We start from the raw sequence: 12,931 nt of genomic DNA, 5'->3' as shown, positions 1-12,931 counted from the left end.
GGCGACTCTGGCGGCTACTGGCTCGTGACCGTGGGGCTACTGTCGGGCGGCCCGTAACCGAGCAGCTCGCGACCGATACCGTCGCAGATCATCGCCGTCTCGTCGACCACATGGGTGAGCGCCGCGTGGACCGCCATCGGGTCGAACGCCTCGGTGGCCCTGTCGGCCACCCACTGGTGCAGGAGCTGGAGCCGCTCGAGGCTCTCGCCGCCGGGGAGCGCCACGCTGTCCGGCGGCCGGATCTCGCAGAGGCGCGCGAACGCCGCGTGGACGCAGTGCCGGATCGAGCGCGGGAAGCGCGGCTCGTACAGGAGGAACTGGGCGACAGCCTGCTCGCTCACCTGACCCTGGTTGAGCTTCATGAACGGCTCGAACCCGGAGCAGGCGCGGAGGAGCGAGAGCCAGAGCGCCGTCTCGACGACCCGGTGCTGCCGGCGCAGCGCTCCCTGCGTCTGGGCGCTCATCTCCGACGGCGGCGGCGGCGGAAGGTTGGTCAGGGCGTGGTGGTGCACGTCGAGCGTGCGCGCGGTCTGCCCGACGCGCTCGAGCAGCACGCCGAGCCAGATGAAATCGAGCGGCGTGTCGTTGAGCATCGTGCTCTGCGTGAGCCCGAGGCAGAGCTGTGTGAGCTGGCGTACGCGCCGGTAGAAGGCGTAGCGGCTCGACCTGAACTCCTCCCGCGCCTCGTCGCTGTTCACCCAGAGGTGGAGCTCGTTGACGGTCTCCCACACCTCGAGGCTGACGACCTCCCGGATCGACCGCGTGTTCCACCGCGCGGCCGAGATCGAGCTGCGGAGGCTCGTCGGGTTGTCCTCGTCGAAGCTCATGTAGCGCTGCACGAGCTCGCCGTCGGCCGCGGCCTCCTCGCCGTGCTCGGCCCCGAAATGCGCCTTCTGCCCGGCCACGATGATGACCGGAAGCCAGCACTGGTGCGCCGGGATCTCGGCGTCGAGCGCGAGGTTCTGCGTGACGGCGAGGATGCGGGCCATGTTCTCGGTCCGCTCGAGGTAGCGGCCGAACCAGAAGCAGTGATCGGCGACGCGGGAGATCACGGGGCCTCCGGGGGGGCAGGTCCCGGCGCGGCGCCGGGAGGGTCGTTGTTCGCGGCAGCGGGGCTCGCGTCGGAGCCGCCGACCGAGGGCGTGCGCTGCGCGCTCTCGCCTGGGCCCTTCAGGACCCAGGTGTCCTTCGAGCCCCCGCCCTGGCTCGAGTTGACGACGTAGGAGCCGGCCACCAGGGCGACGCGCGTGAGCCCGCCGGGCAGCACCCACGCGCCGTCGCGGCCCGTCAGCACGTAGGGGCGCAGGTCGAGCCTCCTCGGGACCGCGGTCTTCGCGGTCGGGTCCCAGGTGGGGCTCGTCGAGAGCTCGACCCGGTGCTGGGCGATGTAGCGGCGCGGCGTCGCCTGGATGCGCGCCCGGAACTCGTCGCGCTGCGCGGCGGTCGACTGCGGCCCCATCAGCATGCCGTAGCCGCCGGCCTCGTCGACCGCCTTGACGACCAGCTGGTCGAGGTGGTCGAGCACATAGCGCCGGTCGTCGTCGCGCATGCAGAGGTAGGTGGGGACCTGCTCGAGGACCGGCTCCTCGCCGAGGTAGTAGCGGATCATCTCCGGCACGAAGGGGTACACGGCCTTGTCGTCCGCCACGCCGTTGCCGGGCGCGTTCGCGAGCGCGACGTTGCCGGCGGCGTAGGCGCGCATCAGGCCGCGCACGCCGAGCATGCTGTCAGGGCGGAAGGCCTCGGGGTCGAGGAACGCCTCGTCGATGCGGCGGTAGATGACGTGGACCCGGCGGGGGCCGCGCGTCGTCCGGACGAAGACCTCGTCCTGATCGACGAACAGGTCGGGGGCCTGCACGAGCTCGAGCCCCATCGTGCGCGCGAGGAAGCTGTGCTCGAAATAGGCCGAGTTGTAGGGCCCCGGCGTGAGCACGACGGCGCTCGTGCCGCTCGGGCTCGCGGGCGACACCGAGCGCAGCGTCTCGGCGAGCCGGGCCGGGTAATGGTCGACCCGCTGCACGCGCGCCTTGTCCAGCAGGTGCGGCAGGACGCGCTTGCTGATGAGCCGGTTCTCCAGGACGTAGGAGACGCCGGACGGCGTGCGGAGGTTGTCCTCGAGGACCCGGAAGGTCCCGGCCGGATCGCGGATGATGTCGACGCCCGCGATGTGGATGCGCACGCCGCCCGGGGGCCGCAGGCCGTGGACCTGCTTCAGGTACTGCCCGGAGCCGAGCACGAGGTCCCGGGGGACGCGCTCCTCCTTGAGGATGCGCTGGTCCCCGTAGACGTCGTCGAGGAAGAGGCCGAGCGCGCGGACGCGCTGCTCGAGGCCCCGCTCCATGTGGGCCCAGTCCGCCGCGGAGAGCATCCGGGGGATGAGGCAGAGCGGGAAGATCTTCTCCGCGCCGCGCTGATCCGCGTAGACCGAGAACGTGACGCCCTGGTTGAGCAGGGCGAGCTCCGCGAGGTGCTGCGCGCGCGCGAACTCGTTCGGCGCGAGCGCGCCGAGGAGCGTGGCAGTGCGCAGGAACTCGGGGCGAGGAGCGCCGTCTCGACCAAACAGCTCGTCGTAGGCGCCGGGGAGGGGAGTGTAGCCGGCGAAGAGGCCGGCACCCGGGTTCTCTAACAACACTGGAGTGAAGCTACCGCTGGACGGCCCTGGAGGTCCATGGGCCATTTGCGCTTTCTGCCGCGATGGAGGCAGTGGCGCCGTCGGCTGATCGACTCGGCCTACTCGGCGTCGAGGATTTGCCGCTCTCTGGAGCGCGTGAGCTCGTCGACCGCGGCGAGGAAGGCGTCGTAGTCGATCGGCTTGGGCAGCACCCGAGCGACACCGAGGCTCGTCGCGTCATGTTTTGAAGACGCGGATGAAACAATGACTGGTATACGGGCCGTCTTCTCGTTGTGCCGGAGCGCCGTGAGCAGGCCCCAGCCGTCCATCACCGGCATCATGATGTCGACGACGAGCAGATCCGGCGGCGCGATCTGGTCGAGCAACGCCAGCGCCTCCTCGCCGTTCGAGGCGCAGCGCACCTCGTAGCCGCCCTCGCTCTCCAAGATCATGCTCACGACCTCCTGGATGTTCGGCTCGTCGTCCACGACGACCACGAGCTTGGCGCGGCTGTTCGGCGCGCTCGATCGTGTTCGTACTTCTGCGTTGCGCCGCACCGTCCGACCTCCGAGCGTATCGACCAGCATGCCGTTCTCCCTCGCGCTCTCCGGACCCCGAATTCTCCGGATGAACGAGAGTATTCCCCACGCGCTCCGTTCCGTCGCTGCGTGGAATCCAAGATTGAAAGCTCAGGAGACTCCCGAAAGCGGTGGGGGCCGCACGCTTGCGGCATTACGCCCGAACCACGATCGGGCGCGCGGCGCGACCAGGACATCCACGCGCGCACGCCCATGACACGCGCGTGTCGGCCGCGCGGACGCGCGGGCGCGGGAAAGTTGGCCATTCCCGAATTTCCAGGACGAGCGCGCCCTGCGTCCGCCCTGCGTCGTCGTCGGTCGCCTGTTCCGAGATTCCTACTGTCCCGCGCTCTCGAGCTCCGCCGTCGCGTCGTGGTAGGCGCGCGTGACGTCGGATTCGTCCAGGATGCCGACGATCTTGCCCTCGGCGTCGGTGACCAGGAGCTCTCGCACGCGCAGCTCCAGCAGCACCTGGAGCGCGTGGTGCAGGTCCTCCGCTTCGCTGACCGAGGCGGGGCTCGCCATCATGTCGTGCGCGATCGCGAGCCCCGAGAGCTCGGGGCTCGTCGCTGTGGCGCGCAGGATCTCGGCGTCGATGGTGCCGACGACCTTGCCGTCCTCGGAGAGCACGGGGAAGGTGTCCTGCCACTCGCACGCCGCGATGCGCTCGACGACGATCGAGGCGGGGGTCCGCGTCTCGAACGACACGAACGGGCGGCTGCGGATGACGATGTCGGCGACGCGGATGCTGCGGAGCACGTCGACGATGAGCTCACCCCGGTGCGCCGGGGACTCGCGCTTGGTCGCGACCTGCGCGCGGTACAGGGTGCTGTGCCTGAGCGCCACGAAGGCGATGCCCTCGCAGAGCATGAGCGGCACGAGCAGGTCGTAGCTGCCGGCGAGCTCGCAGACCATGACGAGCGAGGCGATCGGCACGTGCGCGATCCCGCCGTAGAACGTGCCCATCCCGACGAGCGCGAACGCGCCGGGGTCGATGCGCGGGTCGCCGAGGAGGAGCTCCGCCGCGCGCCCGAAGGCCCCGCCCGTGAGCGCGCCGAGCACGAGCGAGGGGCCGAAGTCCCCCGCGCTGCCGCCCGAGCCGACGGTGAGCGAGGTCGCGACGATCTTCGTGGCGAGCAGCACGAGCAGGAGCTGCACCGCGGTCCACCCGCCGGGCAGCCACGGGGCCCCCGTGATCGCGATCTGGGCCGCGCCATAACCCGCGCCCAGCATCCCGAACCCCTCCCCCGGCCTGTCGAAGCGCGGCCCGAGGAGCATGAGCAGCGGGGTCACGAGCGCGCCGAGCGCGAGGCCGCCGAGCGCGGGCTTCGCCCAGGGCGGCAGGCGGATCCGGTGCACCGTGTGCTCCACGGCGTGCAGCGTCCGGAGGAAGAGCGTGGCCACGAGCGAGACGACGAGCGCGAGCGCGGCGTAGAGGGGGAGGTGGCTCGGGATGAACGGGTAGCGGGGCGCGTGCGCGAAGAGGGTCGACTCGCCGAAGAAGTAAATGAAGACGGAGTACGAGACGACGCTCGCGAGGATGGAGGGGATGAGCGCGTCGGCCTCGAAGTCGTCGCGGTGAAGCACCTCGACGGCGAGGAGCGCGGCCCCGAGCGGCGTCCGGAACACGGCCGCCATGCCCGCGGCCGCGCCGGCGATGAGCAGGATCCGCCGCTCGCGCGTGTCCACCCGGAGGGCGCGCCCGATGATCGAGCCGATCGCGCCGCCGATCTGCATCGTGGGCCCCTCGCGCCCGCCGGACCCGCCGCAGCCGAGCGTGAAGATGGAGGCGAACGCCTTCACCACAGGGACGCGGCTGCGGATGTGGCCGCCCATGTGGTGGAACGCCCGGATGAAGGCGTCGCCGCCGCCGCCGCGGGTCTCGGGCGCGAGCTTCGCCGTGAGCACCCCGCCGACGAGGGCGCCGAACGCCGGCAGGACGAGGACGAGCCAGGGCCGGAACGCCCCGATGTGCGCGCTCGAGAGCACCGCCTCGCCCTTGGCGCGGAGCGGCTCGTAGCCGGTGACCGCGATGAAGAGCTCGTGCTCGGCGAGCTCGAGGGCGGCGAAGAACAGCGAGCCGGCGATGCCGGCCGTGACGCCGACGAGGATCGCGTGGAGCAGCACCCGACCGACGAGCTGGAACGGGATCAGCCCCCGCGCGCGGGGCATCGGCGTGCGCGCCGCCCCCGTGCGGCTGGGGCGTGATGGGGAGTACTCGCGGGACGACATCATGATCTCGTGGCCCAGGGCCTCCCCCCTCGAGCGATGGGCCTGGCAGGAGCGGTAGCTTCCCTGATCTTCGGCGGGTTGCCGCCTGAAATCGCCGCCAGGATCGCCGTCCCTGGAGGTGCCCTCGCGGTGTCGGCTTCCGCTCGGTCTTCGTTCGGCTTCCGTTCGGCTTCCGCTCGGGCCTCCCGCGCTCCATGAGCGAGGAAGGAAGCCTGGCGCGGGCGCGGCACCCGGACCCGCCCGAGCCCGGACGAGGTGGAGTCATGACGACCGATCGGAGCACCGTCGAGTACGGCACCCTCATCACCGGAGACGCGAGCGTCACGATGGGCGACGCGGCCGTCCAGACGACGGACGAGAGCGTCCGCACGACCGCCGAGACCGTGGTCACGCCCGTGGTGGCGCTCGAGCTGGCCGCCGAGATCCTGGCGGGCTCGCTCGGCCCGCTGATCGACGAGGATTACGTGCAGGGCAAGACCCGGTTCCGGGACGTGCTCTGTGACCGGATCGACATCTCGCAGCTCGAGGCGGAGGAGCTGGTCGACGATATGGAGCGGTCGGGGCGGATCCGTTTCATCGGCGTGGCAGAGGGCCGGGGGTGGCACATCCAGCAGGGAGCGGGGGTGCGTTGATCGCCGCTGTCTCGCGCAGAAAGACGGGCTCGTCGGTGGTTCCTGACGAAACAATTCCCTTGCCGGCGTACTCGACTCGTGGCCTACGCTGAGGCGCCTATGGAGGACGGTACGAAGCCGCGCAGGGCTGTGGTCCCGAACGCTCCGCCCGCTCCGCTCGTGATCGTGGCCGGTTGTCCTGCCGAGCTCGTCGCCGTGTGCCGGGAGGCGGGGGCCCGGCTCGGGGTGACGGTGCGCGAGTGCGATCTGCGCTCGCTCCGGGCGACGAGCGCGGCGTCGCATCTGTACGCCGTGATCGTGGGGGAGGAGCTGTACCGGTTCGATCGGGAGGTGTTCGACGCGATCATCCGTCAGGCGCCGGCGTCGCTGGTGCGCGTCGATCGCCGGGAAGCGGACGACGAGTCGGCGCGGCGGCTGCTCGTCGATGCCGTCTTCGAGTCGGCGGCGACCGAGCCGAGCAGCGGGATCCGGTCCATCCTGACGTGAAGCGGCGCGGCGCGACGGCGCACCGCCGCCGCCAGCGGCTGCGTCAGGGCCTGCGCTTCATGCCGGGGAGGGTGGCCTTCTCGGGCGGCGGCTCGAGGTACTCGATCTGCTCCGCGGACAGGATGCCGTACTTCGGGTTGGCCGCCGCGCCGCCTGTCGACTTCGTGAACGTCACGCCGTAGGTGCCGGTGACCTTGACCTTCGCGCCGACGGCCGGGATCGGGTTCGGCAGCTCCTGGCCCCAGAACTCGTCCGTGAGCTTCGCCTCGCCCTCCTTGCCGCGCGGCGCTTTGTCGATCGCCTCGATCATGGTGTAGATCTGCGCGAAGTTCGAGGCCCAGCCCATGACCTCGATCATGTCCTTCGTCTCGCCCTTCTCATCGGCGATCGCGAAGCTGGGGACCGGCGCCTTGCAGTCCGGCGGGTCACCCTTGCCCGTCTTGTGCACGGCACAGGCGGGGGCCTCCGCCAGGTTCGTCTTGACGATGTAGCCGACGATCGAGAGCTTCTTGCCGTTCACTTCCTCGAAGTGGACGCGGCTCCGGAGGTCGTGCGTGACGCCCCAGACCGTGTAAGCGTCGCCCTGCTTCTTGTTCTTCGCGGGCAGCGTCGGCACCGCGGGCAGGGTCGCTTTGCGGCCGCTGAAGGCGGGCTTTGCCTGGTAGGGCTGCTCGTCCGTTCCGCACCCTGAAGTGCCCGCGACGAGGAGGATGGCGGCGAGGAGGGTTCGACCGAATCGGGCGTTCATGGCATCTCCAAGGTCAGCGTGACGGGCACCTCCAGCAGGAAAGATCCAGCGCTGGAATAGCCCTCGGACAGCGGTGCGCCGCGTGCGGGTCAGGCGCCTCTCGCATGCGCGCGCGACGGCGGAAACGGCTAACACGGCCGCGAGTCGATCGTAAAGAGAAACGGAGACGTCCCCCTCTCTTCATCGATCCTCGTCGCGCATCGGCGCGCGGCAGCGCGCCGCGGTGGAGGGCCGCGCGGCAGCGCGCCGCGGTGGAGGGCCGCGCGGCAGCGCGCCGCGGCGGAGGGCCGCGCGGCAGCGCGCCGATGCGGAGGGCGGGCGGAGGACGGTAGAGCGCGACGGGCCGCTGCCGGCGCCGCCCGATCGCGGGGCAGGAGGGCGTGAGAGGCGGGCTCGGCAAGGCGCGCGGCGCGACCCGCCCGGGCTCCGCCCGGCGCCGCCAGGCTGGGTTGCGCGGGCCTCCGCGGCGTTCTCCCGGTCCCGGGGTTGCCTCGAATACGCGAAGGACGTGTTTCCGCTCTTCGCGATGGCAACATCGATCGAGTACCCTCTCCGTCCCATGCGCGAGACGACCCTGCGCACCGCTTTCGAAGCCTCGAAGGTTTTGGTGATGATCCTTGCTGGCGGCGAGGGCCGCCGGCTCGGCCCGTTGACGCACGATCGGGCGAAGCCGGCCGTGCCGTTCGGCGGCCGGTACCGGATCATCGACATCGTCCTCTCGAACTTCGTCAACTCCGGGCTGCACCGCATCAAGATCCTCACGCAGTACAAGAGCGCGTCGCTAGACGAGCACATCGCCCGAGCTTGGCGCCTCTCGCCGATGCTCGACAGCTTCATCGAGACCGTCCCTGCGCAGCAGCGCACGGGCAAGAGCTGGTTCAAGGGGTCGGCGGACGCCGTCTACCAGACCCAGCACGTCATCACGGACGAGTCGCCCGAGCACCTCTGCATCTTCGGCGGCGACCACGTCTACAAGATGGACGTGCGCCAGATGCTGCACGATCACCTGTCGCGCGACGCGGAGGTGACCGTCGCCGCCATCCCGGTGACGAAGGAGGAGGCTCGGGCCTTCGGCGTCATCGAGTGCGACGAGTCGGGGCGCATCCTCGCCTTCCACGAGAAGGTGCAGGATCCGCCGAGCATGCCCGGCAGGCCGGGCATGTGCCTCGCGTCGATGGGCAACTACATCTTCAAGACGAAGGCGCTGCTCGACGTCCTCGAGCACGACGCCGCGACCGAGGACAGCGCGCATGATTTCGGGCGCGACATCATCCCGCGCATGGTCCAGAGCGGCAGCCGCGTCTACGTCTACGATTTCCACGAGAACCTCGTCCCCGGCGAGGACGAGGGCGCGGGGTACTGGCGCGACATCGGGACGATCGACGCGTACTGGGCGGCCCAGATGGATCTCGTGAGCATCCAGCCGGCGTTCAATTTCTACAACCCGCGCTGGCCGATCCGGACCGGGATCAGCCACGACCCGCCCGCCAAGTTCGTCTTCCGCGACGAGGCGAACGCGCGCGTCGGCATCGCCACGGACAGCCTGGTGTCGCTCGGGTGCATCATCTCCGGCGGCAGGATCCACCGGAGCGTGCTCTCGAACCGGGTCCGCGTGAACTCCTTCAGCCACATCGAGGAGTGCGTGCTGTTCGAGGACGTCAAGATCGGGCGCCACGTCAAGCTCCGCCGCTGCATCATCGACAAGGACGTCGAGATCCCCGCCGGCGCCGAGATCGGCTTCAACCTCGAGGAGGACCGCAAGAAGTGGTTCGTCAGCGAGGGCGGGATCGTCGTGATCCCGAAGCGCGCCAAGATCGACTCCCCGTAATGCGCCTGACCAGGGCCCAGCGCGGCGCCGTCCGGGTGGCCGGCGCGTAATTCTCCTGAATTGCATGTAAAATTCCGATCACGGCGCGCTGCGGCGCGTGGCGATCGCGGCGCGCTCGCCGGCGGAGCCGCGCGGTCCTGCCGCGTCCGCGGGGACGGGCCTGGGCGCCCCCCATGGAACGGGCGTCCCTGCTACGTTGGGTGTGCGATGCCGCGCACGATCATCATCGGTGACGTTCACGGCTGCCGGGATGAGCTGGCGCGGCTGATCGAGCACGTGGGCCTCGTATCGGGCGATCGGGTCGTCATGGTCGGCGATCTGATCGTGCGCGGCCCTGATCCGTGCGGAACGCTCGATCTGCTCCGGGAGGTCGGCGCGATCTCGGTGCGGGGCAACCACGAGGATCGGCTGCTCCGCTGGCGTGCCGGGCGGAGCGATCCTCGCGGCGAGCCGCTGGGGGAGCTCTCGAAGGAGACCGCGCAGCAGCTGCGCAAGCGGGACTGGGCGTGGCTCGAGACGCTGCCGTACTGGCTGGATCTGCCGGAGCACGGGCTCCGTGTGGTCCATGCGGGGTTGATCCCCGGGCTGCCGATCGAGCGACAGGATCCGCACACGTTGATGTACGTGCGCTGCCTCGGCCGCTACGGCGAGCCGGTCGAGCGCCGCGGGGGCAAGACGCTGTGGGGCCAGACGTACCAGGGCCCGCCGCACGTGGTGTTCGGCCACAACGCGCGGAGCGAGCCGCAGATGCACGCGTGGGCGACCGGCATCGACACGGGCGCGGTCTACGGGGGGCGCTTGACGGCGATGGTGCTCCACGACGGCGAGCGCGTCCCGCCGCCGGCGGCGCGCTCCGAGGTTCTGGTCTCGGTCCCGGCGCGGCGCCGCTACGTGGGACGTTAAAAATGCTCCGCGTCTTCCAGCGGTTCCGCGCGATCGGCCGCGCCTCTCTGCGGGAATTTCGTTAGGCTCCCGTCCGCGCCGCGGCCGCTCTCCAGGCCGGCGGCCCGTCACGGAGCAAGCCAGGTGGAGCCTCGATACCCGTTCGTTGCAGTCGATGTCCCCGAGCCGGAGGCCGACGAGATCGGCGCCCTGCTCTTCGAGCTGGGCGCCAGCGGCGTCGAGCAGCGCGACGAGCAGACCCTCGTCCGCGGCGCGCGCTCGGGCCAGGTGACGCTCGTCGCCAGCTTCGAGGATCACGGCGAGGCGATGGAGGCCATCGCGGCGCTCGGGGAGCAGTCGCCGCCGCTCGCCGCGCGGCTCGAGGAGGTGGTGGGCGACGCCTGGCGCGACGCGTGGAAGGAGCACTTCGCGCCGTTCGCGCTGACGCCCACGATCACGGTCGTGCCGCCGTGGGCGGAGCGCGCGCCCGAGCGCGAGGGCGAGCGGGTGCTCCTGCTCGAGCCGGGCAGGGCGTTCGGCACGGGGCTCCACGCGACGACGGCGCTCGTGGCGGAGCTCCTCGACGAGCACGCGGCGGAGCTACGCGGCCGCGAGCTCCTCGACGTGGGCACGGGCAGCGGCATCCTCGCGCTCGTCGCGCTGGTGCTCGGCGCGGAGAGGGCGATCGCGATCGACAACGACGAGGACGTGATCGAGGTGGTGCTCGAGAACGCGGCGCGCAACGGCCTCGAGGGCCGCATCGAGGCGAGCGCCGGCGTGGTCGAGGGGGTGACGCGGCGGTTCCCGTGGGTCGTCGCGAACATCGAGGCGCGGGTGCTGCGGCCCTTGGCGCCGGAGCTCGCGCGTGTGCTCGAGCCGGGCGGCTGGCTGATCCTGTCGGGCATCCTCGAGAGCGAGCGCGACGATCTGATCGCGCGGTACACGTCGCTGCCGCGCGCGCTCGAGCACGTCGCGACCCGGCCGGATCCCGCGTCGCCGGGCGGCGATCGCAGGGCGGGGCGGGGCGACGCGGGCGGCGAGGGCTGGGTGGCGCTCCTGTTCCGCGCGCCGGGCGGCGCGGCGTCCTCGCCGGGATGAGCGGCCCGGGGCTCTTGCGGGTGCCGCTCGGCGCGATCGCGGCCGGCGTGATCGCGCTGCCGCCCGAGGCGGCGAGCTACGTCGTGCGGGTGCACCGCCTCCGCGAGGGGGATCGGTTCGTCGTGTTCGATCCGGAGCTCGGGGTCGAGGCGGAGGCCACGCTCGAGTCGATCGGCCGCCGCGGGGCGGAGGCGCGCATCGACGCGCCCCGCCCGGCCGCGCTGCGGCCAGGCCGGCGCGTGACGTGGATCCAGGCCGTGGGCAAGGGCGACAAGATGGACGCGGTGGTGCGCGACGCGACCGAGCTCGGGGCGACGCGGATCATCCCGGCGATCTCGGCGCGGAGCGTGGCGCGGCCCGCCGAGGAGAGGAGCCAGCGCTGGCGCCGGATCGCGGTGGAGGCGGCGCGGCAGTGCGGCCGCGGGGACGCGCCCCGGGTGGAGGCGCCGATGAGCCTCGCGGCGGCGCTCGCCGAGGCGCAGGCGGCGCCGTCGACCGAGGGCGGCGCGCTGGGGATGTGCCTGGATCCCTACGCGGAGACGCCGCTCGGCGCGCGGCTGGCCGCGCTGTCGCCGGGCATGGAGGCGGCGTTCGCGGTCGGGCCGGAGGGCGGGTTCACGCCGGAGGAGCTCGGGATGTGCGCGGCGCTCGGGTTCGAGCGGGTTCGCCTCGGCGCGCTGACGCTGCGCACGGAGACGGTGTGCGCGGCGGCGCTCGGGGCGCTGATCGCGGTGAGCGACGCGCGCGCGGGGTGATGGGGCGGCGGTCGGCGAGCGGCGCGCTGGCCAGCGCTGGTCGCAGCGCCAGCGGCTCGCCGTCGCGGCGGTGGATCGCGGCGTTGCTCGGCGCGCTCTGCGCGTGCGGCAACACGGCAGACGCTCCGAGGAGCGCGCGCGCGCCGGCGCCCGACGGCGCCGCGCTCGGTCCAGCGGAGCCCGACCCTGTGCCGGCAGCGCCGATCCCGACCGTCGCCGCCGCCCCGACCGCATCGCCTGAGCCGGCACCGTGGCCCCGAGCGCGCCCGCCGCGCGTCGAGACGGACTGGTGCATCGATGGCGTCGACGCGCTCGACGAGGAGACCTGCTACGTCCTGCCCGACGCGCCGACCCGGACGCTGCTGCTCTATCTCCACGGCATCGTCCCGCCGGGGAAGGAGAGCCAGCAGAAGACCAATTTCGAGACGGTCGTGTCCCGCGCCGCACGGCGCGCCGGCGTCGCCGCGCTGATGCCGCGCGGCAAGGTCGGCCTCGCGCCGAAGGGGTACGCGAGCTGGCGGGGCTGGCCGACGGGCGGGCGGGCGTACGGCGAGCACGCCGCTCCGCTCGTCGCGACGTTCGCGGAGAAGCGGAGGAAGCTCGAGGAGATCGCCGGCGCCCCGTTCTCGCGCGTGTACGTCGCCGGCTCGTCGTCGGGCGCGTACTTCGCCGCGGCGCTCGCGCTGCGCGGCGGGATCGAGGCCGACGGGTTCGGCGCGATGTCCGGCGGGGGAGGTCGCGCGACGCCCGAGCTCTCGACGCTCGCGCCGAGGCCGTTCTACATCGGCTTCGGCGCCCACGACACGGTGGGCGGCTCGGCTCGCGCCCTCGCCGGCGTCCTGCGCGGCGCGGGCTGGCCCGTGCGCGTCGCCGAGCACCCGTTCGGCCACGGCGCGAAGGAGGTGTACCTGGACGAGGCGTTCGCCTTCTGGCGCGAGCACGAGGCGCGCTGATCCCGCGCGTCAGAAGTAGATCCCGAGCGTGCCCTCGCCCGTACATCCCGGACTCGATGATCTCCGCGTCGTGCTCGACCATCCCGGCGATGCCGTCTCTGACCCCGAGACGTATGTCACGGTCGTGC

Annotated in this window: 12 protein-coding genes; 7 read left to right on the top strand and 5 right to left on the bottom strand. The window is 71.9% G+C overall.

Annotated elements, in window-relative coordinates:
• Positions 1–14 precede the first annotated feature (14 nt).
• The 4 genes from WME82_RS38225 to WME82_RS38210 form a co-directional block, all read right to left on the bottom strand.
• The gene (locus tag WME82_RS38225) at positions 15–1,052 is read right to left on the bottom strand and encodes an alpha-E domain-containing protein (RefSeq protein ID WP_438039364.1); all 1,038 of its coding nucleotides are present in this window, start codon (positions 1,050–1,052) and stop codon (positions 15–17) included.
• Positions 1,049–2,677: a circularly permuted type 2 ATP-grasp protein gene (locus WME82_RS38220; RefSeq protein ID WP_438039363.1), complete on the bottom strand. Its 1,629-nt coding sequence runs from the start codon at positions 2,675–2,677 to the stop codon at positions 1,049–1,051. The genes WME82_RS38225 and WME82_RS38220 overlap by 4 nt, the downstream gene beginning before the upstream one ends.
• Before the next feature lie 53 nt (positions 2,678–2,730).
• The gene (locus tag WME82_RS38215; protein WP_012239707.1) at positions 2,731–3,198 is read right to left on the bottom strand and encodes a response regulator; all 468 of its coding nucleotides are present in this window, start codon (positions 3,196–3,198) and stop codon (positions 2,731–2,733) included.
• A gap of 327 nt (positions 3,199–3,525) precedes the next feature.
• Entirely contained in the window at positions 3,526–5,424 is a 1,899-nt protein-coding gene (locus WME82_RS38210) for a chloride channel protein (protein WP_438039362.1), read from the bottom strand.
• A gap of 260 nt (positions 5,425–5,684) precedes the next feature.
• Between WME82_RS38210 and WME82_RS38205 the strand changes: the two genes are divergently transcribed.
• Together WME82_RS38205 and WME82_RS38200 are read left to right on the top strand one after the other, a co-directional pair.
• Positions 5,685–6,053 (top strand): hypothetical protein, encoded by a 369-nt coding sequence (locus WME82_RS38205; protein ID WP_437544954.1) that lies wholly within the window; start codon positions 5,685–5,687, stop codon positions 6,051–6,053.
• A gap of 99 nt (positions 6,054–6,152) precedes the next feature.
• Positions 6,153–6,539 (top strand): hypothetical protein, encoded by a 387-nt coding sequence (locus WME82_RS38200; RefSeq protein ID WP_437741439.1) that lies wholly within the window; start codon positions 6,153–6,155, stop codon positions 6,537–6,539.
• Between the two features lie 43 nt (positions 6,540–6,582).
• On the opposite strand, the gene WME82_RS38195 is transcribed toward WME82_RS38200, so the two are convergent.
• Positions 6,583–7,287 carry a hypothetical protein gene (locus WME82_RS38195; RefSeq protein WP_438039361.1) on the bottom strand — a complete coding sequence of 235 codons (705 nt, stop codon included), beginning with the start codon at positions 7,285–7,287 and terminating at the stop codon, positions 6,583–6,585.
• 559 nt (positions 7,288–7,846) lie between these two features.
• Between WME82_RS38195 and glgC the strand changes: the two genes are divergently transcribed.
• From glgC to WME82_RS38170, 5 genes are all read left to right on the top strand, one after another.
• Positions 7,847–9,115 carry a glucose-1-phosphate adenylyltransferase gene (gene glgC / locus WME82_RS38190; protein ID WP_437741437.1) on the top strand — a complete coding sequence of 423 codons (1,269 nt, stop codon included), beginning with the start codon at positions 7,847–7,849 and terminating at the stop codon, positions 9,113–9,115.
• Between the two features lie 207 nt (positions 9,116–9,322).
• Complete coding sequence (locus tag WME82_RS38185; protein WP_012239701.1) at positions 9,323–10,018, top strand: metallophosphoesterase; 696 nt, start codon at positions 9,323–9,325, stop codon at positions 10,016–10,018.
• Between the two features lie 123 nt (positions 10,019–10,141).
• Complete coding sequence (locus WME82_RS38180) at positions 10,142–11,095, top strand: 50S ribosomal protein L11 methyltransferase (protein WP_437741436.1); 954 nt, start codon at positions 10,142–10,144, stop codon at positions 11,093–11,095.
• Positions 11,092–11,850, top strand: a complete 759-nt coding sequence (locus tag WME82_RS38175) for an RsmE family RNA methyltransferase (RefSeq protein WP_437741435.1) — start codon at positions 11,092–11,094, stop codon at positions 11,848–11,850. The genes WME82_RS38180 and WME82_RS38175 overlap by 4 nt, the downstream gene beginning before the upstream one ends.
• Positions 11,850–12,803: an alpha/beta hydrolase gene (locus tag WME82_RS38170; protein ID WP_438039360.1), complete on the top strand. Its 954-nt coding sequence runs from the start codon at positions 11,850–11,852 to the stop codon at positions 12,801–12,803. The genes WME82_RS38175 and WME82_RS38170 overlap by 1 nt, the downstream gene beginning before the upstream one ends.
• Positions 12,804–12,931 lie beyond the last annotated feature (128 nt).

This window comes from Sorangium sp. So ce128 (genome assembly GCF_051525245.1).
GTDB lineage: Bacteria > Myxococcota_A > Polyangia > Polyangiales > Polyangiaceae > Sorangium > Sorangium cellulosum_B.
The sequence above is the reverse complement of the archived record's forward strand: the minus strand, read 5'-3'. Positions and strand labels throughout refer to the sequence as shown.

Bases quoted from the DNA above. Each gene is read 5' to 3' on its own strand.
- WME82_RS38220 (WP_438039363.1), bottom strand. From the start codon at position 2,677: ATGGCCCATGGACCTCCAGGGCCGTCCAGCGGTAGCTTCACTCCAGTG.
- WME82_RS38215 (WP_012239707.1), bottom strand. From the start codon at position 3,198: ATGCTGGTCGATACGCTCGGAGGTCGGACGGTGCGGCGCAACGCAGAA.
- WME82_RS38210 (WP_438039362.1), bottom strand. From the start codon at position 5,424: ATGATGTCGTCCCGCGAGTACTCCCCATCACGCCCCAGCCGCACGGGG.
- WME82_RS38205 (WP_437544954.1), top strand. From the start codon at position 5,685: ATGACGACCGATCGGAGCACCGTCGAGTACGGCACCCTCATCACCGGA.
- WME82_RS38200 (WP_437741439.1), top strand. From the start codon at position 6,153: ATGGAGGACGGTACGAAGCCGCGCAGGGCTGTGGTCCCGAACGCTCCG.
- WME82_RS38195 (WP_438039361.1), bottom strand. From the start codon at position 7,287: ATGAACGCCCGATTCGGTCGAACCCTCCTCGCCGCCATCCTCCTCGTC.
- glgC (WP_437741437.1), top strand. From the start codon at position 7,847: ATGCGCGAGACGACCCTGCGCACCGCTTTCGAAGCCTCGAAGGTTTTG.
- WME82_RS38185 (WP_012239701.1), top strand. From the start codon at position 9,323: ATGCCGCGCACGATCATCATCGGTGACGTTCACGGCTGCCGGGATGAG.
- WME82_RS38175 (WP_437741435.1), top strand. From the start codon at position 11,092: ATGAGCGGCCCGGGGCTCTTGCGGGTGCCGCTCGGCGCGATCGCGGCC.
- WME82_RS38170 (WP_438039360.1), top strand. From the start codon at position 11,850: ATGGGGCGGCGGTCGGCGAGCGGCGCGCTGGCCAGCGCTGGTCGCAGC.